The organism is Candidatus Hydrogenedentota bacterium (assembly GCA_013359265.1).
Lineage (GTDB): Bacteria > Hydrogenedentota > Hydrogenedentia > Hydrogenedentales > SLHB01 > JABWCD01.
On record JABWCD010000025.1, the window covers coordinates 58332 to 78564 of the forward strand.

The following is a 20233-nucleotide window of genomic DNA, read 5'->3' on the forward strand; positions in this document are numbered from 1 at the left end:
TTACCGTTCCAGCGCGCGGCGGTAGCCTTCGAGGGCGGCGTTGGCCATTGCTTTTCGCGTGAAGCGTGCGGCGCGTTTGGGGCCGGCGGCGCGCAAGGCGTTTCGCAAGTCCGTGTCGGTCAGCACGCGATCCAATTTCGCTTCCATGTCGTACACATCGAGCGGGTGGCAATATACCGCGGCGTCGCCGGCGACTTCCTTGATTGCCGGGATTGACGAGCCCAACACCGGTGTGCCGCTGGCGAGCGCTTCGAGCACGGGCAGTCCGAACCCTTCGTAGATCGACACGTACACGAACGCGGACGCGGCGGCATACAGGCAGGGCAGGTCCGCCTGCTCGACGTAGCCTGTGAAGTGGATGCGGTCGCCGAGATTGAGCTTCTCGATGTCGTCAAGCATGCCCTTATGCAGCCAGGCGCGGCGTCCAGCAATGACAAGTGCGTGCGGCAGGCCTTTCTTGACAAGCCGGGAAAACGCGGTGGCGAGCCGCGTCAGGTTCTTTCGCGGCTGCAACGCGCCGGTGTACAGTACGAAATCGCTGGGCAGATGATAGCGTTGCCGCACGGCATCCACTTCCGAATCGACGTGGTGCGGCTGGTAGACGGGATCGACGGCGGGCGAAACGACATCGATGCGCTCGATCGGCGTGCCGTACACTTCCGCGATTTCCTGTGCGATGGCCCGCGTCAATGCGAAGACGCGGCGCGCGCGGCGCAAGGTGTTCGGCGTGAGCAGCGCGAGGCGGCTGCGCATACCGGGCGTGAAAAACTGCGGATGTTTGACCCAGCCGATGTCGTGGACGCTGACCACGAACGGGCACGGGCTGACCGGCGGGGCGTTGTACTGCACGTGCAGCAGGTCGGCGCCGCTGCGTTGCACGGCGCGCGGCAACGTGATCGGCACGCGCAGGAACGACGACGCGCGCGGCAACGGCACGACGGGCCACCCGGCGAGCATCGTGGGCGAGACGCCGCGCTGGGCGTATACGACGAAGTCGCGGCGCGGCGCGTGTTCGCGCAACGCGAACAGCAGTTCGCGCATGTAGGTTTCGTTGCCCCCCGCGCGCGACCCTATCGCGTGCGCGTCGATTCCGACGCGCTTCAGCTCGATGTCACCTTGCGGACGCTTGCCGCGCGGCATGTCGGTCGATTGCCTCTTCGTACGTTTCCGCCACCCGGCGCACCATGCTTTCGAGCGAAAACGATCGCTCGACAAACGCTTTCGCGGCGTCCCCTATCGAGTGACGCTTGTCCGCGTCTGTCACCAGTGATTCTATCGCATTCGCCAACGCCGATGCGTCGCCCGGCGGCACGAGCAGCCCGCCGTGGACGGATTCCTTCACGCCGCCGATGTCGGACGCGATCACCGGGAGGCCCGCGGCCTGCGCCTCGAGGATCGCGGTAGGCAGCCCCTCCTGCTGAACGGACGGCTGGGCAAAGATATCCATCGCCGAAAATGCCGCGGGCAAATCGTCGCGGAAACCAGTGAAGGTTACTATTTCCTTCAAGGCACGTTTTGCGGTCTGCTGCTCCAATGCGGCTTTTTCCGGGCCTTGCCCCACGATCATGGCACGCAGTCTTGGGTGCCGGTCGCGCAGCATTGCGATGGCGTCGATGAGATGCGCGTGGCCCTTTTCGACGGACACGCGGCTGACAGTCCCAACGACGACCGCGTCGTCCGGTATGCCGTGCTGCGCGCGAAAGGCGGCGCGTGCGTGGGACGAAGGTGGCGGCTCGATGCCGGTGTAAATGACGCGAACGATCGACTCCGGCGTGGGGCCCTTGAGGATGCGCAGTTTCATGTGTTCTGAAACGGTAATCACCCGATCGAAATGGCGCAGTGCGAAATCGCGTTCGATCCATTGATAGACAAACCGGCGGAACGGCACGAAACCGTCCCACCATCCGTACGCGCTCGCCACGACGGCGCAGGGCCACGCGCCGCGCCCGATGCCAATCATCGTGTTCGAATGGGGGTCATGTGTGTGTATCAGGTCGATGTCGTATTTGCGCACGAGTTCGAGCACCTTCGCGCGGGCTTTCCACCAGTTCCCGCGCGACTTCCAGGGTATGCGTTCGTCCGACGGCGGAAGTCCGCGCTTGCGCGCCTGATCGATGAATATTTCGTCCAGACCCGAGAACGTGTCGTACGGCACGCAGACCACGTTGTACCTGTCCCTGGGCAGGTGCTTCATCAGCGTGAGCAGGACGGTGTGCGACCCGCCGAACGCCCAACTGCGAATCAGATAGAGGACGTTGCGCGGCATCACGGCGACTTCCATGACGCGATCAGCTTCGCCAATCGATCGAGCACGAGTTTGGGTTTGCCGCTCGCGTCGCACAATCCGCCCGTGACGACGGAAGATTTCGTGTCCGTAATGTCCCACCATGTGATGGAGTGGACATTGGGATTCGCATACGCAAACGTGAAGACCATTTCGGCGTAATCGGCCTGCGTTTGTTCCGTCCATTGCTCGCGCCAATAGCCGGAGGTCCAGCCCGGCTGGTACGACGACGGCAGCGAGAACTCGGTGATGTGGATCGGCTTCTTTAATGCCGAATAACGTTCAATCGTATCGATCAACCAGGATGGTGTCGTGGCTGGGCCCTGCAGCCCACCGAACGATTCGTTGAAATGGAAGCCGGGATAGAGCTGAAGACCGATCGCGTCAAGCTGGGACACAGCGGGCCCGACATCGGCCCCGTTCAAATACGCGAGGTAGGTGCGGTTCCAGTCGTTCGCGGGTATGTTGTCGAGTGTGTGCACGGCGAACCGGCGCCCGTAGTCACCCTCGTGAGCGGAATTCACGAGGCCGGTCAGATTTTCATGCGCAGCGATGGACTGCGCGGACTGAGCGAACAGGCCGGCGACAATTTCACGCGGCACATCAACGACATTCGTCACGTTGGGTTCGTTCATGGCTTCCCACACCGCGAAGGTGTCGCCGTAGGCGTCGAGCAGCGCCTTTTCCTGTTGCAGCATCGCGTCGCGCAGCGCGTCCGGTTGCATGCCGCGCGCGCGATCCGGGAGGATGCCGTAGTCCTGTAGCCAGACCACGCCGTGTGCCTTTACCTGGAACCCTTGTTTGCGCAACCGCTCGATGCCGAATGTCTGTTCGATGGCTGTTCTGTCTATTGCGCCACCACGCGCATCCGTCCAGCCCCAGCCGAGCAACACGGTCGCGAGATCGAAGCCGGCATCGCGCGCGATTTGAAAAGCCTGCGCGTCGTACGGGCTGCCCTCGAACACGCCGAAGGAGAAATCGGCGCGCGGGCCCCGGTTTGCGATGGTGTCGCGTGCGCGTTTGAGTTCGAGTTCGTCGCGGAGCTTGAGCGCGTCGGCGAGTACGGCGTCCGCGGCCGCGGCGCGTTCCGCGGCGCCGCGGAGGCCCTTCGCCTTTTCCAAGGCTACGTCGAACGCCGCCGCGTCGCCGGAAAATCGGTGGGCAAGATCGCTAACGGCGGTGCGCGCGAGTTCGAGATTCAAGTCGATGATCAGCGGTTGGGACGCAGTCACGTTGAAGCCCGCGCCACCGTTGTCCGCACGCAGGTGAAGCTTGCCGTAGCCTCGGGTTTCCCAGAACAGGACTTGCGGCACGTACACGTGCCCCGGCGCCACCACCAACGCAGGTAACCCCTTTTCGCGCGGGCGGCCGAGTTTCACGGCCTCGTCGTCGAACACCGGCCAGCACGTGGCCTCGACGGCGCAGTCGCTCGTGTCCGTCGCAACCATGAATTGATCGCCGATGGCGCCGCGGGCGCGGAAGTCTTCCCATCGCATGAGACGCCCCTGAGTATCGTACGCGCGCAACACGATGCAGGCGGCGTTGGGAAGTCTTATGTTTAGCGAAGTCTCGCCTGCGTAGGCATAGACGCGCGGCGCAAGGGCGTAGGTCTCGATGCCGTCCTTCGTGACGGATGCAGGCGGTTGCACCAGTATATAGCCGTGCGCGAGGGGCTTCTCGATAGCGATCTCGAACTCGCCGCCCGTGGAGGTCGACGTTTGTGCAACGGGTGCAAACGATGAATCGGTCAACGCAACGAATGCGTACGAAATTGGCTTACCGGACGCAGCGGCGCTTATGTTCCCGCTAATGGACGCCGATTGGGCCGCAGCGGAAATGGACAACGCGGCAACTAGCGCGAGAGGGACATGCCCCGCCCAGCGCAGACCGGCGCGAGCCAGTCTATTTCGCCGGAGCGACGCGGACGTTCTCATCCAGGATGCCGTCGAGCAGGAGATTGGCGATGCGCGGGCCGTCGTTCATCATGGTGACCCAGATGACGTGGTCGAATTCGCCTGCGGCGACGCCGCGCAACTTGGAACTGCCACCCGTAGTCGCGAACACGAAGTACTTGTGCGAATGCCGCTCGAACTTCATGTAGTTGTGGCGGTGTCCGGTGAAGACCGTGTGCGGGCGGCCCTGCAACAGCGGCTCGATCTTCTCCCACCCGGCAGTGTCCTCGTAGTCCCACAGCGGCTTGTGCATGAAGACAAGCGTCCACCGCACGTCCTTGTTTTCGTCGAGCGCCTTGCGTACGTACTCGACCTGTGCGTCGCTCATGTGCGAAGCGGGCGGGTCCTCGGTGTTCAGGCAAAGGAAGAGGACATCGCGATAGCGGAAGTGATAGTAGATTGGCCCGAAGCGCCGGCGCCATTCTTCGACCATCATGTCGCTTTTCATGTCGTGGTTTCCGGGGACATGAAAAAACGGCATTTCGAGTTTGCCGACAATTTCCTTAAACTCCGCCCACTCGGCATCGACTTGCGCCGTGTTCGTTCTGTCGCCTTCGATCAAGTCGCCGATACTCATGACAAACTCGGGCTGGAGCAGGTTGATCTTATCGACTGCGCTCTCGAAGATGCCGGGGCGCGCGCCGCCGGTGCGATCGGTGACGATGGCGAAGTGGAACTGGTCCGGATCGTTGTTGAGGTCGAGGCTGGTCCACGGTTTGGCATCCGTGGCCACGTTGTGTTCGATGTGCGCGTGCGGATGCGTCGCGCACCCGGCGATCGCAATGCATAACGCTGCAAGCGCCAACCGCGCGGCATTAGTCGTATTCAGGGTCTTCTCCCTCGAACGTCCGTCCGGACCCGTGCGTGGCAACATAGGGAAGCGCGGCGGCGGCGGCGAACACCATCCACCATATCTTCTGCTGCAACGCGTGCAGGAACAGCCCGCAGAAAACGAACGCCAACACGCTTACCGTCAATGTCGCCGCCAGGAGCGCGAACCGTGCGTTGCCGCGCTCCCGGAACGAACGTTCCGCGCGCTGCGCGTTCATCAGCGCGCGCACGATGAAAAACAGCATGATCATCAGGCCGACTGACCCGGCCTCGGCGCCGATTTGCAGGTAGAAATTGTGCGGACCGTAATAGACGGGGTTCCAGCCGAGGTACTTCACCATCCATCGCAGCATTTGCGACGTGTCGGTATTTTCGTCGTAGAACCGCGGGCCGAAACCGGCGAGGCCGATTCCCATGACGGGGAATTCCTGCATGTACTGCCAGGCGTACTGTTGGAGTTCGAGGCGCGCGGCGGTCGATTCGCTGCGCGAATAGGTCGAGAAGTCGATGACACGTTCCTTATATGCCGCGGGCAATGCGAACCACGCCAACAGCAGGGCGACCGCCAGGGCGCACACCCGTTGCGGCGTGAGTTTCACCGAACGTTTCGCCAACAGCACCAGGACGACAAGCACGCCCACGACCATTCCGAGGCGCGTGAACGTTAGAATCAAGGCGGCCAGTTCCACAATCGTAATGGCGGCGACGAACAGCCGTCCGTTTCGCGTAGTGCGCGTGGAATACCAATAGACGTTGAGCGGCATGACCATCAGCAGCGTGAATGCGAGCCAGTTCGAGTGGCCGGTGCCACCCGTCACACGGACGGCCCCGCCCGATGCCGTGCCTTCCGGATCGATAAACGCCAGGTCCGATCCCGACGCTATTCCTTCCAAGCCGGCAATGCCGGTGAACTGCAGCGACGGCATCAGGTATTGCATGATGGCGTACACGCCCATCGCTCCCGCGCAGGACACGATGACGATCACAAAGTTGTGCAGCTTGTCGCGCGTGTCGAGCACGTGGATGGCGAAAATGAAGAACGCCACGAAGTTCAGCATGCGCGTCCACTCGGGAAGCTGCACGCGCCAGATGAGCGAATAGCTGATCCCCACCAGCGACCACGCCGCGAAGGCCAACACAGCCCACACTTCCCAGCCGAGCCGCAGGCGCTTGCCGGTCGAAAACGTGTTAAACAGCCACGCCGCCAACGCCGCCATGCCGCAGAGTTTGGCCGCGGCGCCAGGCAACATGATGGGCGACCCGCCCACCGGTAGTGCGATGCCGGAGAGAAGGAGGAGGATGGTTGTCAGGTAGAGGCCGCGCACGGGTTCGCGCAGAAACACCAGAAAGAAATAGAGGCCGATAATCGCGGCGATGGCCCACGTGCCCGCCGCCACCACGGCAATCGCGAGCGCAAGGCCGAGCACTATCACCAGGCCGATTGTCATGGTGTTCGAGGACGCCGGGGCTTGGGTTCGCGGAAGCGCGGCCATGAGTATTGTGCGGACTCCCCAAAAAAAGCGGTTTTACTCCGCTTAGCTTATACTATATATAGCCCAACCGAGGGGCCAATGTCCACTATATAGTGTCCCCTGCAGGTTTGCGCCGTAGCACGTGCCACAACGCGAGGCCGTACGTCAGGACGCCGACAGACCCCTTGACCGCGGCCACGATCCACGCCATCCCGAACACGCCGAACTGGGGGACCATTACTGCCCCGCCGACGAGCACGCCCATCATTTTAGCGCATTCGAGCGCCGCAATGGCGCGCGATTTTCCGAGGCCGTAGAGCGCTGCGCCGGCGGGCGCGCTGCCCAACGCGAACGCGGTCCCCACCAGAAGGAGCGCGAACAGGGCGCCGGTATCGACGAATGCGTCGCCAAACGTCCATTCGGCGATGGGGCCCGATCCGAGCAGCAACGGGACCAGTGCGACAAACCCGACGGCCGTGGGCAGACCGAAGCTGCGCAGGAACGCGAGCAATTCGGTGCGTTTGTGGAGGCGGCTCGCTTTGGGGAGCAAGACGTTAAACAGCGTGATAATGACGAGGTCGCCGAGGAGCGTGAGCTGCACGGCGGCGCAGTAATCTCCGACCGACTCGGCGGGCACGTCGAACGCGGCGATCAGAAACACGTCGATGCGCTGCGCCAGGCTTGTGAACGCGCAGGCGGCGACGACCCATTTTGTGAAGTGCCACAGCTCGGCCCACACCGCGGCTGGAACCGGTTCCGCGGCCGAGATTCCGATGGGCAAGGAGCGCCAGGCGAGCGCGGCTACGACGAGCGGCGCGCCGGCATATGCGATGAACATGGGCGTGACCGTGCCGAAACCCGAGAGCGCCAGCGCGCCCACGGCCACGAGCCGCAGCACCGCGGCGAGCACTTCGAGCCACGCGTACGCCCCGAACAACTGCCGCGCCTGAAAGCAGGTCTGCACAAAGGCGTAGAAGAGCGTGAGCGCCGCGCCGAGAAACGCGAGAGCCAGTGCGTACAGCGGTACGTTCGGGTTCGATTCGCGCAGGAAGATGACTTGCTGAATCGGCCAGACCATCAATACGCCCGCAACGACAATCGCCATGGCCAACCACAGCTTCGCGCGAAATACGGCATGCACGTAGACGGCTGCGGACGCGGCGCCCGATTCCGCCGCGCCGACAAACCGCACGAGCGCCGTGTCCAACGCCGGCCCCGCCAGTTCGGAGGCCACTTTCATGATCGTGAGCAGAATGACAAGGTCGCCGTAGTGCGCGCGGCCGAGTGTGCGGCCCAGCAACGCGATGGTGAGGAAGGTCGCGACGCTGGCGATGCCGCGCGCGAAGAAGACGGACGTGAACGCGCCGAACCATGACGCGCGGACCCGCGCCGCCAGCGATGCCGCCTGGCCTGCCGCGGGATCGCCTGAATCGGTCACCGCGCCCCCCGGCCGGTGAGGACGACTTGCAGCGTGCGCACGAGGATGCGCAGGTCCTGTTCGAGCGACCAGTTGTCAATGTACGCGAGGTCGAGTTCGACCCATTCGTCGAACGACAAGTCGCTGCGCCCGCTGACCTGCTGCAGACCGGTGATACCCGGGCGCACGCTCAGGCGGCGGCGCTGGTCCCACGAGTACTGTGCGACTTCCTTCGGTACCGGCGGGCGCGGCCCGACGAGGCTCATGTCGCCAAGGAACACATTGAAGAACTGCGGCAACTCGTCGATACTGGTCTTGCGGATGAACCTTCCAAAGCGCGTCATGCGCGGATCGTCTTTCATCTTAAAGACGGGACCATCGGCTTCGTTGTGGGCGGCGAGCGACTCCTTGAGGGCCTCGGCGTTCGCGACCATCGAGCGAAACTTGATGCACTTGAACTTGCGCCCGTTCAGCCCGACGCGGTCCTGGAGGAAGAACATGGGCCCCTTGGATTCCAATTTGATGATTGCGCCGAGCAGTGGAAACAGCCACCACGCGATGACGAGCAGGAAAGCCGCGGACGCGATCATATCGATCGTACGCTTGAGAATGAGCTGGCCCTGCGCCTCCGGGATTGCGGACAACGACAGCAGCGGAATATCTTCGAGCTGGTGCACGCGGCTTGTCGCGACGCGCAGCGGGAACAGGTCGGCGATGAGCCGGACGGGTACGCCCACGCCTTCGCACAGGTGCGCCGCGCTGTTGATCGTCGTGTAGTACTTGCGCACCGGCAGGCAGATGTAGACCTCGTCGATCACGTGTTCCAACAGTATGCGTTCGAGATCGTGGACACCGCCGAGGTATTCGACATTGAATTCATCCAGGAACTTCACGCGATCGGGTTCGTCGTCGAGTAGTCCGACGAGGTGGTAGCCGTATTGCCCGTGGCTGATCATGATCTCGACCAAATGGCGGGCGCGCGGGTTTGCGCCGATGATGAGAATCTGGCGGAAATTGTATCCGCGCCGGCGAATGCTCCAAAGGAACAGGCGCATCGCCACGCGAAACACGAGTATGTAAATGATGACCGCGCCGCCGAACAGCCCGAAGTATTCGCGGTCGATGCTCTGCCGGAAGAAGAACAGCATGAGCACGAGGGACACGCCAAGCGAAAATGCGAGCGTACGCCCGATCGCGATAAGTTGCGTTAGCAGGCTGTCGCCGCGCTGCGACGCGAACAGGCGCTGATCGCTCGCGCCCAAGAGCCACGCGAGGATGAAGAGGCCGAAATAGAAGCGGTGGTCGATGACGTCCTGCCGCCAGTCGCCCGGTTCGAGGATGTATGAGGCGGTGGCGGCCGCGGCAAGTATGCACAGCACGTCGCACGCGGCGAGCGTGAGCGTTAACAATCCGGCATTTCGTTTCAGAAAATTCATCGTGCGGTTTGTGCGGTCACGGTGTCACGCCGTGACCCAACAGACGGCCTGGGACGGCCTTTCGCTGGAGGGACCGAACCGTATGCTCCCATGCTGCGCGATCGCTACCCCTCGAGTCGATCGAAACAGAACCAGAACTGCGCGGTAGCGTATCGCGACCGTGCCGGATATGTCAACCAATTACGGGGCGAAAACCTGCTCGCGTCGGCACCTTTTGCGAGTCAACGCGCGGCAATCGGCAGGTCGATACGAGACGCGCGCGCCGCGTCGCGCATGACCGAGATCACGGGGGTCCCCGCGGTCGGATACCGCGCGAAACACGACGCGTCGTGTCCGGCGATCGCGACGCGGATGCGGTCGCCTGCGCGCAGCAGCACGGACGTCGGGACCAGTTCGAACCGCAACTCCGCGGTCTCGCCGGGAACCAGCGCCGCGCTGTCCGCCCGGGTGTAGGTATGATTCGGGCCGAGCAGCGCATAGGGCGGTTGCGACTCCGAAAGCTCCCGGCTTTGCGCGCGCAGCATGCCTTCGGTGATGTACGTAACGGCGCCGGCCGCGTCGACCCGTTCGAGGTACACGAAGAACGCACCGTCGCTTTCAGTCGAGTTCAAGTGCAGCGTGACCACCGGTGTGCCCGTGATTTCGGTGTCGGCATCGAGCGGCGCGCTGGTGTACGTCAGTATCTTCGCGTCTTGCTCGGCACGGTCGGCGTAGACCACGTCCTCGCCCTGCGCCTGCGTGCGCCAGCGGTTACTGGCGCCGGTGCTCGCGGTAAAATCCACGGTGTACGAATCGGACGCGCCAAGACCGGCGGGTGCGGACGGCGAGAGCGCATTGTTCGGGGCGAAGTACCACGGGATTGTCGAGACGCCACTCGGCGGCCAGGTTTCCGTGGACTTCCATTTGTTCTCGCCCATGGTGAAGTACTCGATCGAGCGGCCGGCGGTACGTTCCGGAGTGTCCTTCAAATACGCATCGAAAAACCGCATCAAGCGCTCGTCGCGCGTTTGTTTCGTCACTTCGAGTTCGGCAACGGCGGGTGCGAACGGGTTTGCATCGAACCTGCCCTGGTGCGACCACGGGCCAATGACGACGCGCATCGGGTTCGAAAATGTCATATAACGACTGAGCGCGCCGCTGACGGTCGCCGCGTCGAGCCAGCTCACCCACACGAACATGGGGGCGTTCGAGCGCTCGATCGCATCCTTCATGGCATAGCTGCTGAACGCCGCGAACGGCGGACCGGACCCGAAGGGGTCGTCGCGAAACTCGGCTTTCCGCGCCGCGGCGTAGACGTCCGCGTTCTGCGCGCGCAACGCGAGTGCCGATGTGAGCAGCGAACCCGACACGTCTTCGGAGACTCGTTTGACGCCGGTGATGACGCGCTTCAAGGTATCGGCGTCGTGGCCCTTGAACTTCGCCAGCGCGTTCAGGTCGTTGGTGTCGAGCATGCGCGTGCCGTCGCGCCAGAACCGGATGAACCATTCGTTCGTGACGCCGCCGGGCGACACGAGGTGGAGCCACGGATCGAAATCGCTGAACATCGGCGCGACGGCCTTAACCGCCGGGTGCCCGCGTGTCAGCAGCAATTCCGCCGCCGTGCCTTCGTATGCGCACCCCATCGCGCCCACTTTGCCGTTGGACCAGGGCTGCGCAACGATCCAGTCGACGATTTCCCTGTAATCGTTCAGCTCGTTCTCGGTGAAAGGGTACTTGCGCGAGCCGTACGACGCGCCGCTGCCGCGCACATCCACGTAGACCAGCGCGTAGCCCTGCGCGCCGTACGCGTCGGCCTCCGGCTTGTTGATGTCTTCCGTGGGCACCATGCCCACCGCGCCCAACACGCGGAACGCGCCGGTCCGCTCGGCAAGACCAACTGCGCGCCAGTAACTGGTCATCTTGAGTAGGGCGGGGACCCTTTGGCCGGGCGCGAGCGTGGCAGGCACCCACGCGTCCACGGCGATCTTTACGCCGTCGCGCATGGTTACATAAAGGGATTGGTTCCGCGGAACTCCGGCAGGAGTGAGCGATTCGGCAAGGGCGGAACTGCCACACACAAAGCTCGACAGGAGCGCAAGCAATACAACTGTGACACGCATCGTGCGAAAACTTGCCCGTACTTCCGAGGTGGCCTAGCAGCCCGTGGCAAAAGTCCTGTAGCGCCCGGTCTCCGCGCCGGGCGAAACGCGGAGAGGCCAAGTTCGGCCCAAAATCGCGCCCGCCACGGAGAGCGGGACGCCACGAATTGCGGTATCTGGACTTTTGCCACGGGCTGCTAGATGGTTCTCAAGCGGTCCCGTACACAAAAACGCAGGAGTTTAACACAGGGGCGGATTCCAATTTCCAACCGACTCGGATTCCGGGCGGATCGCGTTCTGTCCACAACGTTATGGTTTGCGGCAGGCGGCGACGTGGGACTCAGGCACTTCGATCAGCATTTCGAGCGCGACTTGGCCGACCGCCTTGCCCTGCGCGTCGATCCGGAGCGAACGGCTGCCGCCGCCCGCGAGCACCTCGGGAAGGACAAAATTGAGTACGTGGAGTTTGGGCACTTCGTAGCGTTTGACGCCGACGGCGCCCATGGGTTTGAAATAGGCTTCCATCGCGCTTGCGGTGAGCGCGTCGCAAAGCACCTCGTAGCCTTTCGCGGTGTACGCAATGATGCCGAGCGTTGCGCCGGAGCCTTTGTCGCCGCTGCGGGCGTATGCGATTTCGCCAAGGCGGATTTTCATCGTACTGCAGGTCCGCTGGATCGATTACGATTACGAGCACGAGCACGAGCACGAGCACGAGCACGAAGTATCATATCGTGACCACCTCAACTTTGTAGGGCACTTCGCTCTTATTGATAAGGCACGGCCAATACCCAAACACAGGGCTCACGCGCGGTCGTCCTCCGCTGAAGCCGGTGACGCCTTGTGCGCCGCTGGTGACGAGCGGGGCGAGTTCCTTCGAGAAGCGATCGACGGCGTCTTTGCGGGAATCATGTACGGCGATGCGGAGGACGGTTTCCTGCAATTCGGGTGTTGGGAACAGCCCAGGACCGCAGGCGCCCGTGCCGATGCATTCGATGTTGTGTTGGTCGAGTTCGTAACCGGCGCGGCGCACGCGTTCGATCACGATTTCGCCGCAGCGCTTCGCTTTTTTTACGGCGTCGCGCCCAAAGATCGTCAGCATGCCCTGCGCCCAGTAGCCGTCTCGGTAGGTGGCGCTGACTTTGTAGGAGCCGGTCGCGGCGGAGCCTTTCGCGCCGCGCACGCGCACCCGATCATTGCCTTCGTCGTGCACGGTGAGCGACAGCATCGACACGCGCGCATCCGGGCTGATGTAATTGCCGGGGTCGCCGATTTCGTAAAAGAGCTGTTCTTTTACCGTCTGTTCGTTCACGCAACCGCCGCCTGCTTTGGGTTTCGTGACGACAAACGAACCGTCTTCCTCCATTTCGACGAAGGGGAACCCAATGGTTGCGGCATCGGGCACGTCGAGCCAATTCGTTGATATGCCGCCGGTGACCTGCGCGCCGCATTCGATCACGTGACCGGCAATCAGCGCGCCTGCGATGTGATCGTGATCTTCCCATGACCAGCCGTAGTGGAAAATCGCTGGCGCGGCGACAAGGCTGGGGTCCGCCGTGCGGCCGGTGATGACGATGTCCGCGCCCTGCTTCAGCGCATCGACGACCGGCGCGGAACCGAAGTATGCATTCGCGGTGAAGATGCGATCGAGAACGGCCGACAGCGGCTCGCCGGTTTCAAGATTCTTGAACAATGGATCGCCCGGGCGCGATTTCAGGATCGATAACACGTCGTCACCGGTGACGACGCCGATGCGCAGATGCGTGCAACCGGCCTCGCGCAAGGCCGCCGCGCAAGCACTCGCGCAACCCTGCGGGTTCAGCCCGCCCGCGTTCGCTATCAGCTTGCCCTTCGACCCGGCCTTCCATGCGGGCGCGAGCGACTTCACGACATCGACGAAATCGCGCGCGTACCCGAGCGACGGGTCCTTCGCGCGCTGTGCGGCCATGATGCTCATGGACACTTCGGCGAGGTAGTCGAGCGTCAGGTAATCGAGGTCCGGCTGCTGCGCGAGCAGCATCGCCGGCGCATCGACCGAATCGCCCCAGAAGCCTTGTGCATTGCCTATGCGTAGCATGCGGAAAACCTATCTACAGATGGCGCAGCATAACGCAGCCAAAACCCAAAAACAGCGGGTATCGGGTACCGGGTTCCGGGTTCCGCAGAAAAAACGCGAGCCGAATCTATCGGGTCTGCCAGGCGTATCGGGTCTGTCGTTCCGCAATGTTTTCTTGGCCTGGCGCTTCGAAATTGCGTCAAGAATTCACCAAGCCGAGTGTGAATAGTACAGACTTCACCGATGAGGGATTCAGTCTTCATTGCTTATCGAGAAAGAATCTGCGCGCGGTTTTGTTTGATGAAGTCGAACAGCCGGTCGGCGATGGCTTCGCCGGTGGAATAGTAGTCCTCGTCGGCTTTGCCGAGCGCTTCGTCGCGCGCGGGGTCGTCCTCGTTCATTCGGTCTTCCAGCGTTTCCGGGGACAAGTCCGGAAGCGCGCCAAGCGCGTTGATGGCGCGCTGCGTTATCGCGGCGGTCGCTGAACATCCGATTTGGTTCAACGCGGACACCGCAATGGGAGCGTACGCATTGCTGCTGTTGATGAAGAACTGTCCGTATCCTCCATTGTTCACCTCACGTTCGATGGCCTCGACGGCGACAATCACGCGCTCGGCGTCAGTGAGGTTTTCGGGGCCGCACTCGTACTCCTTCTCCTGCACGGCCTGTTCAAAGGCCAGCACGATGGAGTCAATGCGATAGTCCTTTTCGAGTGCGATCAATTCGTCGGTCGTTTGCCCGTCATATCCGTCCAGCCATTCAGTTCCCGGCATGCTGTGCAACTCCTTCCAATGTGTGAAGCAAGATTATTGGGTAACTCAGGCTCCGCCCGTTTCCAGCTCGTCAATATCCATCTGAGGACTTTGCAGCAACTCGCGCAACATCGTCTCGCGGTGCGTCAGAAAGTCGCGCGTGACAGTGTAGTGCTCGGTGTCCTCGTAGCGCACTTCGCGGATCGCGTCGTCCCCAAACAAGAAGATACGCGCATTGGGATAGGCCATCAAGATCGGCGAGTGCGTGGCGATGACGAATTGGGAGCCTTGCTGCACTAACTCGTGGATGCGAGACAGCGCGGACAGTTGGCGCGGCGGCGACAATGCCGCTTCGGGTTCGTCGAGTATGTAGAGTCCTTGGCCGTGAAACTTGTGCTTGAGCAGCGCCCAGAACGATTCGCCGCGGGACATTTCATGCAGGGGTATGCCGCCGTAGGCGTCGATAATGGGCGGCCCTCCGAGTGGATCTTCATCCAATTTGTCGATCGCAGTTGCGACGTTGAAGTAGCTTTCCGCGCGGAGGAAGAAACCGGTCTTTGGCCGTTTGATTCCCTTCGTTATTCGAAGAAACAAGTGCAAAGAGGAATGCGATTCGCGTGTCGTAAAACTGAAGCTTTGGGTGCCACCTTCCGGGTTGAAGCCAAACGCGACGGCCATGGCCTCCAATAGCGTCGATTCTCCCGTGCCGTTGTCGCCCACGAAATAGGTGACGCTGGGGTGAAAGTCCAGCGAATCAAGAATTCGTACGGCGGGGATGTCGAAGGGATATGCGTTGAAGCTGGGGACATCGTCGCGCTTGAGCGAGACTGAACGAATGAATTGTGAGCTTAGTTGTGTCATTTGGGTCAATAGCGATACGACAAAGCGGAGCTTTTCAAGAGCGCGTTACCAAATGGGAATTTGGTAACGAGTAACTTTGCCCGTTCATGTCGAAGGACTCGCAGTGCTTGCATCAGTCGAGAGTTCGGCTCGCCGAAACTTTTTTGCGCGTCGGAATTGGAGCCACCAACCGCCGATCGCGATCCCCAACGAAATGACGCCATGCAGAATCGCGCTTCTGCTCAGATTCCGGATAATGCCCGGCACTACCGTTTCACCCATTACAGGGCTAAGCTCGTCAAAATCCTCGCGTAGGACCCGCAGTTCGAAAAGCATGTAGACACAATAGAGCGTGACTCCCGTAAATACGAGGTTGAGCGCCGTACGCAGTACCATCTCAAGGCGGAACTTGGCGATCTGCGATCCGCGCAGATAGAAGGTTCCGAAAGCAGCACAAATCGCGATAATGCCCACTATCACGGCGACAGCGATCGGGTTGGATTGATAGAAACTCAACCATCCGAATTCGTCATCCGTCATGTCTGCAACACCCCCGTGTGGTAGCGGGCCTGCGGCATTTTGCCCGATGCAAGACGCAGCGCGGTAATGAGCACGTCGCGGGTTGCGTGCGGGGCGACGATGGCGTCGATCCAGCCGCGGGCGGCGCCATAGCGGACGTCGGCGTGTTCGAGGTAGTCGTTGCGGACGCGTTCGCGGAGGGCGTTGAGTTCGTCCACGTCGAAGGCCTTGCCGTGGCGTTCGGCGCTCTTTTTGATGATGTCGAAGAGGGTGCCGGAGGCCTGGTCCGCGCCCATGACGGCGTATTTCGCGTTGGGCCACGCGAAGAGGAAGCGCGGGTCGTAGGCCTTGCCGCACATGGCGTAGTTGCCCGCGCCGTAGGAGCCGCCGACGACCATCGTGATCTTGGGCACGACGCTGTTCGCCATCGCGTTCACGAGTTTTGCGCCGCAGCGGATGATGCCTGCCTGTTCGGAATCGCGTCCGACCATGAACCCGAACACATCCTGAATGAATACGAGCGGCAGGCCGGTCTGGTTGCAGTCCATCACGAAGCGCGCGGCCTTGTCGGCGCTGTCGTCGTAGATGACGCCGCCGATCTGCACACCCTCGGTTTTCGACTGCACGCGTTTGCGCTGATTTGCGACAACGCCGACGGCGATGCCGCCGATCTTCGCGTAGGTCGTGACGACGGTCTGGCCATACTCGGCCTTGAACTCCTGCGTGGAGTCTTTGTCCACGATGGCCGCAAGCAGATCGTGGACGTCGTATTCCTTGCGGCCGTCGACGCTGACGAGATCGTAAATCGTATCCGGCGATTTCGCCGTTGTGGTTCCGGCGTCGCCCTCGAGCGAACGCTCCCACTTTTCAGCCGGCAGCATTTCGATGAGTGCGCGGATGCGATCGATGCAGGCCTCGTCGTTCGGCTCGCGGAAATCGATGGTGCCGCTGACCTGCGCGTGCATGGCCGCGCCGCCGAGGTCTTCGGGATCGACCACCTGGCCGATGGCCGCCTTCACCAGCGCGGGACCCGCGAGGTACAAACCGCTGCCTTCGGTCATCAAAAGCTTGTCGCAGAGCACGGGCAGGTACGCGCCGCCCGCGATGCAGTTGCCCATGATCGCGGCGATCTGCGGAATGCCCGCGGCGGACAGCACGGAATTGTTACGGAAGATGCGGCCAAAATCGTCTTGATCCGGAAAGATTTCGTCCTGCATCGGCAGGTACACGCCCGCGGAATCGACGAGATAGACGATTGGTATCGCACTCTCGAACGCGATCGTCTGGGCGCGGATGATCTTCTTGCAGGTCTGCGGAAAGAACGCGCCGGCCTTCACCGTCGCGTCGTTCGCGATGATCATGCAGGGGCGGTTGTAGATTGAGCCGACCCCCGCGACGACGCCGGCGGCCGGCACGTCACCCGCGTCAGGATACATGTTGTGCGCGGCCCACAGGCCGAGTTCGAAGAATTTATCGGGGTCGTCGATCAGCCGTTCGATGCGTTCGCGCGCGGTGAGGCGGCCCAGACGTTTTTGCCGCTCGCGTCCCGCCGCGCCGCCGCCTTCGCGGAGCACGGCTTCCTGCGCGAGGATTTCGTCGACGAGCGCGCGGAGGGAGTTGGGTTTCGCAGTGCTGACGTCGTTCATGGACGGTTATGGACGCGATGGACTTGATGGACGGTTTCTGGATTTGGGTTTGGCATGGCGCTACTTGCGTCCGGTGAGCCGATCGGAGACAGCCTCAAATTGATCGTCATTGTTTTTGAACAGTGTATCGAGCGATTGGTCAATCTTCTCGAACGCCATTGCGCAATAGAGTTTCGCGACGGCGATGTCGTTGGCCAGGCGGTCCTTCGTGCCGTTGGCGCGGGCGAGATCGGAGTCGACTTTGCTGATAACGGCGGTGGCGGTGTAGAGCGCGATAACGCAATCAGCGATGCGGTTGCAGAGCATTTGTTTGTCGAGCACGGCCTTGCGGTAGGTGGCGAGCGCGCGCATGACGGCGATGCCGAAACGGCGCGTGGCGGACGCGAGTTGATCCGCTTCGCCGCGCAACTCCGCAGACTTCACCGGGACGGTCGGTGTTTTCAGCATGCGCTCGATGCTCGACGCGCCGAATCCCAGCAACTTGCCGAGTCCGCCGATCCTGCTTTTCGACTCGAGCATTTCCTCGACCTTGAGGCCGATGTCGCCGAGGCCGACCGCGGCGATGAGGAAGGTGCGCAGCACTTCGTTTGCGCCTTCGCCGATGGTGTTGAGCCGCGCATCGCGCATGTAGCGTTCGAAGGGTTGATCGGTGAAGAACGAGCGCCCGCCGAGAATCTGCATGGCTTCGTAGCAAATGCGCCATTGCGACTCGCTTGCGAAGCATTTGACGATCGCGGTTTCGAGTTTGAAATCTTCCTCACCGCGATCGAGCAGGCCCGCGGTGAGATAGGTCGAGGCTTCGATCGCGTAGGTAAGTGCGGCCATCGTGGCGATTTTCTCTTTGATCAATCCGAACGCCGCGAGCGGTTTATCGAACTGGTGGCGCTCTATTGCATGCGCGGTGGCGCGCTCGAGCATGTCCTTGCAGTTGCCCGTGCAGCCCGCGCTGAACGTCGTGCGCCCGAAGTTCAGCACGTTGAGCGCGATCTTGAGTCCGCCGCCGACGCTGCCAAGCACGTTTTCTTCCGGCACGACCATGTTCTCGAATTCGAGCTTGGCGGTTTTCGATCCGCGCATGCCGACTTTCTCGAGCGCGACGTCGGTGACCTTGAACCCGGACATATCCGGCGTGACGAGAAATGCGGTGACACGGTCCTGCTTGCCTTTTGGCGTGTCCACTTCCGTCTGCGCCATCACGGTGAGGATATCCGCGATGCCGCCGTTGGTGATCCACTGTTTCTTGCCGTTGATGATGTAGGCATTTCGCGCGGGATCGTAGACCGCGCGCGTCTCGATGCCGTTGGCGTCAGAGCCGGCGTTGGGTTCCGTGAGCGCGAACGCGGCCAGAATCTCGCCGCGCGCCAGCGGCGGGAGCCAGCGGTCCTTCTGCTCTTTCGTGCCGTAGAGCAGCAGCGCCTTCATGCCGATGCTCTGGTGCGCATTGACGAACAGCGTCAGCGAACCGCAACGCCGCGCGATTTCCTCGACCATGCGGCAGTAGGCGTAGTGCGTGAACTCGAGGCCGCCGTATTCCTTCGAGATCGTGCAGCCAAGCACGCCGAGTTCGCCGAGCCCGCGAACCACGGAATCGGGAATGTTCGCGTTGCGATCGATTGCGTCGGGATCGACGGCGGTGTCCATCCACGCGTTGAGCCGTTTGCAGAACGCGTCCGTGCGATCCTTTTCTGCGGCGTTAACTTCGGGGAACGGAAATACGCGGGCGTGATCGAACTGGCCGATGAAGAGTCCCTGCGCGAAACTGGGGAGCCGCTCGCCGGAGAAGAGCAGCTCCTTCGCCATTTCGATTTGCTTTTCCTGGAGCGCCGCTTCGTTGCTCATCAGACCCTCGCCGACCGGCCAGTTTACCTACCGTCCGTTCGGGCCGCGCGTACAATCGCAACCCTACTCGCGGAGGCCAGTTATGCCCAGAAGACCAACAGCCATTCTGTCATTGGAGGCGGGGGTTGTCAATATGTGCGACGGCGTGAAAAGTCGAAGTTGCGGGACGAGGATTTCGCAAGACTTCAGTCCGGCATCTTTAGGCAAGATCGATTCGAGTTCGGAGCATGACAGGGTAGGCGGGACGAGGAGTGCGCCACTGGCGCAACTAATGTGCGCTCACGTTGAATTCGCAGCGGCGGTTTAGCGCGTACGAATCTTCGGTGGCGCCGAGATCGGCGGGACGTTCTTCGCCGTAGCTGATCGTCGTGATGCGGGCGCCGTTGACGCCGAGGTTCATGAGGTGATGGCGAACGGCGAGCGCGCGTTGTTCGCCGAGAGCGAGGTTGTACTCCTGGGTGCCGCGTTCGTCGCAGTGGCCTTCGACTTGAATCTGTGAATCGCGGCGTTCGCCCGTGAAGACCGATGCATTGCCGCGCAATGCCGTCAACGCATCCGAGCGAAGGGCGTAGCTGTCGTAGTCAAAGTAGACGGCTTTCACCTGCCCGATATCGGACTTGTTTGCAGCAAAATCGTCGAGTGCGGCAGTTCCGTTGACGCCTGCGCCACCGGAATCGTCGTGGTGCGCTTGAAGCGCCATCTGTTGCGGCGCGTTTCGAGCGCAACCCGCGGCGAAAATCGGCGCGACACAAACAACCAGCGCAACTGTCCGGACGATGCTGTTCATGCGATTCATGCTCCCGTGCGTTTGTAACCGGCGTGGCAGATGAATCCATGAGGGGCGGGAAAAGTTTCGATTGGTTGGGCTGTGCGAGAGTGTTCTTGCGGTTTGCAGGCAAGGGTGGATGAGCACCGCGGGGCAGGAAGATCGATTACGAGTACGATGACGATTACGAGATAGTATGAGAAGGCCGATCTCCTTTGCGGGATGCTATAGAGTAGCTCCCAGACTTTAAACGAGCTCGAGGCTCACAAGAGGAGATCGGCCATGACGAAGTATAGCACGACGGTGGGGATGGATTTGGGCGACAAGATGAATCGGTATTGTGTTTTG

The 20233-nt window shown here is 61.9% G+C and carries 16 protein-coding genes; all 16 read right to left on the reverse strand.

Annotation, left to right across the window (positions count from 1 at the left end; translation table 11 throughout):
- The 16 genes from HUU46_19895 to HUU46_19970 all read right to left on the reverse strand — a co-directional run bounded on the left by HUU46_19895 (nucleotide 1) and on the right by HUU46_19970 (nucleotide 19915).
- A complete protein-coding gene (locus tag HUU46_19895; GenBank protein ID NUM55908.1) occupies nucleotides 1–1140 on the reverse strand; it encodes a glycosyltransferase family 4 protein in 1140 nt (379 codons plus the stop codon).
- Nucleotides 1112–2266, reverse strand: coding sequence for a glycosyltransferase family 4 protein (locus HUU46_19900; protein NUM55909.1), 1155 nt, complete (start codon nucleotides 2264–2266; stop codon nucleotides 1112–1114). The genes HUU46_19895 and HUU46_19900 overlap by 29 nt, the downstream gene beginning before the upstream one ends.
- Nucleotides 2266–4218 carry an endo-1,4-beta-xylanase gene (locus HUU46_19905; protein ID NUM55910.1) on the reverse strand — a complete coding sequence of 651 codons (1953 nt, stop codon included), beginning with the start codon at nucleotides 4216–4218 and terminating at the stop codon, nucleotides 2266–2268. Before HUU46_19905 ends, HUU46_19900 begins: the two co-directional genes overlap by 1 nt.
- The gene (locus HUU46_19910) at nucleotides 4187–5110 is read right to left on the reverse strand and encodes a metallophosphoesterase (protein NUM55911.1); all 924 of its coding nucleotides are present in this window, start codon (nucleotides 5108–5110) and stop codon (nucleotides 4187–4189) included. The genes HUU46_19905 and HUU46_19910 overlap by 32 nt, the downstream gene beginning before the upstream one ends.
- Nucleotides 5052–6515 (reverse strand): O-antigen ligase family protein, encoded by a 1464-nt coding sequence (locus tag HUU46_19915; protein NUM55912.1) that lies wholly within the window; start codon nucleotides 6513–6515, stop codon nucleotides 5052–5054. Before HUU46_19915 ends, HUU46_19910 begins: the two co-directional genes overlap by 59 nt.
- Nucleotides 6516–6645: 130 nt before the next feature.
- A complete protein-coding gene (locus HUU46_19920; protein ID NUM55913.1) occupies nucleotides 6646–7977 on the reverse strand; it encodes an oligosaccharide flippase family protein in 1332 nt (443 codons plus the stop codon).
- The gene (locus HUU46_19925) at nucleotides 7974–9392 is read right to left on the reverse strand and encodes a sugar transferase (protein NUM55914.1); all 1419 of its coding nucleotides are present in this window, start codon (nucleotides 9390–9392) and stop codon (nucleotides 7974–7976) included. Before HUU46_19925 ends, HUU46_19920 begins: the two co-directional genes overlap by 4 nt.
- 221 nt (nucleotides 9393–9613) lie before the next feature.
- Nucleotides 9614–11491: a CocE/NonD family hydrolase gene (locus HUU46_19930; GenBank protein NUM55915.1), complete on the reverse strand. Its 1878-nt coding sequence runs from the start codon at nucleotides 11489–11491 to the stop codon at nucleotides 9614–9616.
- A gap of 288 nt (nucleotides 11492–11779) precedes the next feature.
- Nucleotides 11780–12124, reverse strand: coding sequence for a hypothetical protein (locus HUU46_19935; GenBank protein ID NUM55916.1), 345 nt, complete (start codon nucleotides 12122–12124; stop codon nucleotides 11780–11782).
- Between the two features lie 70 nt (nucleotides 12125–12194).
- Nucleotides 12195–13544 (reverse strand): DUF1446 domain-containing protein, encoded by a 1350-nt coding sequence (locus HUU46_19940; protein NUM55917.1) that lies wholly within the window; start codon nucleotides 13542–13544, stop codon nucleotides 12195–12197.
- Between the two features lie 245 nt (nucleotides 13545–13789).
- The gene (locus HUU46_19945) at nucleotides 13790–14296 is read right to left on the reverse strand and encodes a DUF4375 domain-containing protein (protein ID NUM55918.1); all 507 of its coding nucleotides are present in this window, start codon (nucleotides 14294–14296) and stop codon (nucleotides 13790–13792) included.
- Nucleotides 14297–14341: 45 nt separating this feature from the next.
- Nucleotides 14342–15136: an AAA family ATPase gene (locus HUU46_19950; protein NUM55919.1), complete on the reverse strand. Its 795-nt coding sequence runs from the start codon at nucleotides 15134–15136 to the stop codon at nucleotides 14342–14344.
- An 84-nt stretch (nucleotides 15137–15220) separates the two neighbouring features.
- Nucleotides 15221–15655, reverse strand: coding sequence for a hypothetical protein (locus HUU46_19955; GenBank protein NUM55920.1), 435 nt, complete (start codon nucleotides 15653–15655; stop codon nucleotides 15221–15223).
- Nucleotides 15652–17280, reverse strand: a complete 1629-nt coding sequence (locus HUU46_19960) for an acyl-CoA carboxylase subunit beta (GenBank protein ID NUM55921.1) — start codon at nucleotides 17278–17280, stop codon at nucleotides 15652–15654. Before HUU46_19960 ends, HUU46_19955 begins: the two co-directional genes overlap by 4 nt.
- Before the next feature lie 60 nt (nucleotides 17281–17340).
- A complete protein-coding gene (locus HUU46_19965) occupies nucleotides 17341–19119 on the reverse strand; it encodes an acyl-CoA dehydrogenase family protein (GenBank protein NUM55922.1) in 1779 nt (592 codons plus the stop codon).
- 268 nt (nucleotides 19120–19387) lie between these two features.
- On the reverse strand, nucleotides 19388–19915 hold the full coding sequence (locus HUU46_19970) for an OmpA family protein (protein ID NUM55923.1): 528 nt from the start codon (nucleotides 19913–19915) through the stop codon (nucleotides 19388–19390).
- Nucleotides 19916–20233 lie beyond the last annotated feature (318 nt).

Excerpts from the sequence above, each read along its gene's own strand:
- HUU46_19925 (NUM55914.1), bottom strand. The coding sequence starts at position 9,392 with ATGAATTTTCTGAAACGAAATGCCGGATTGTTAACGCTCACGCTCGCC.
- HUU46_19905 (NUM55910.1), bottom strand. The coding sequence starts at position 4,218 with ATGAGAACGTCCGCGTCGCTCCGGCGAAATAGACTGGCTCGCGCCGGT.
- HUU46_19965 (NUM55922.1), bottom strand. The coding sequence starts at position 19,119 with ATGAGCAACGAAGCGGCGCTCCAGGAAAAGCAAATCGAAATGGCGAAG.
- HUU46_19895 (NUM55908.1), bottom strand. The coding sequence starts at position 1,140 with ATGCCGCGCGGCAAGCGTCCGCAAGGTGACATCGAGCTGAAGCGCGTC.
- HUU46_19950 (NUM55919.1), bottom strand. The coding sequence starts at position 15,136 with ATGACACAACTAAGCTCACAATTCATTCGTTCAGTCTCGCTCAAGCGC.
- HUU46_19960 (NUM55921.1), bottom strand. The coding sequence starts at position 17,280 with ATGAACGACGTCAGCACTGCGAAACCCAACTCCCTCCGCGCGCTCGTC.
- HUU46_19955 (NUM55920.1), bottom strand. The coding sequence starts at position 15,655 with ATGACGGATGACGAATTCGGATGGTTGAGTTTCTATCAATCCAACCCG.
- HUU46_19900 (NUM55909.1), bottom strand. The coding sequence starts at position 2,266 with ATGCCGCGCAACGTCCTCTATCTGATTCGCAGTTGGGCGTTCGGCGGG.
- HUU46_19930 (NUM55915.1), bottom strand. The coding sequence starts at position 11,491 with ATGCGTGTCACAGTTGTATTGCTTGCGCTCCTGTCGAGCTTTGTGTGT.
- HUU46_19935 (NUM55916.1), bottom strand. The coding sequence starts at position 12,124 with ATGAAAATCCGCCTTGGCGAAATCGCATACGCCCGCAGCGGCGACAAA.
- HUU46_19915 (NUM55912.1), bottom strand. The coding sequence starts at position 6,515 with ATGACAATCGGCCTGGTGATAGTGCTCGGCCTTGCGCTCGCGATTGCC.
- HUU46_19970 (NUM55923.1), bottom strand. The coding sequence starts at position 19,915 with ATGAATCGCATGAACAGCATCGTCCGGACAGTTGCGCTGGTTGTTTGT.
- HUU46_19940 (NUM55917.1), bottom strand. The coding sequence starts at position 13,544 with ATGCTACGCATAGGCAATGCACAAGGCTTCTGGGGCGATTCGGTCGAT.
- HUU46_19945 (NUM55918.1), bottom strand. The coding sequence starts at position 14,296 with ATGCCGGGAACTGAATGGCTGGACGGATATGACGGGCAAACGACCGAC.
- HUU46_19910 (NUM55911.1), bottom strand. The coding sequence starts at position 5,110 with ATGTTGCCACGCACGGGTCCGGACGGACGTTCGAGGGAGAAGACCCTG.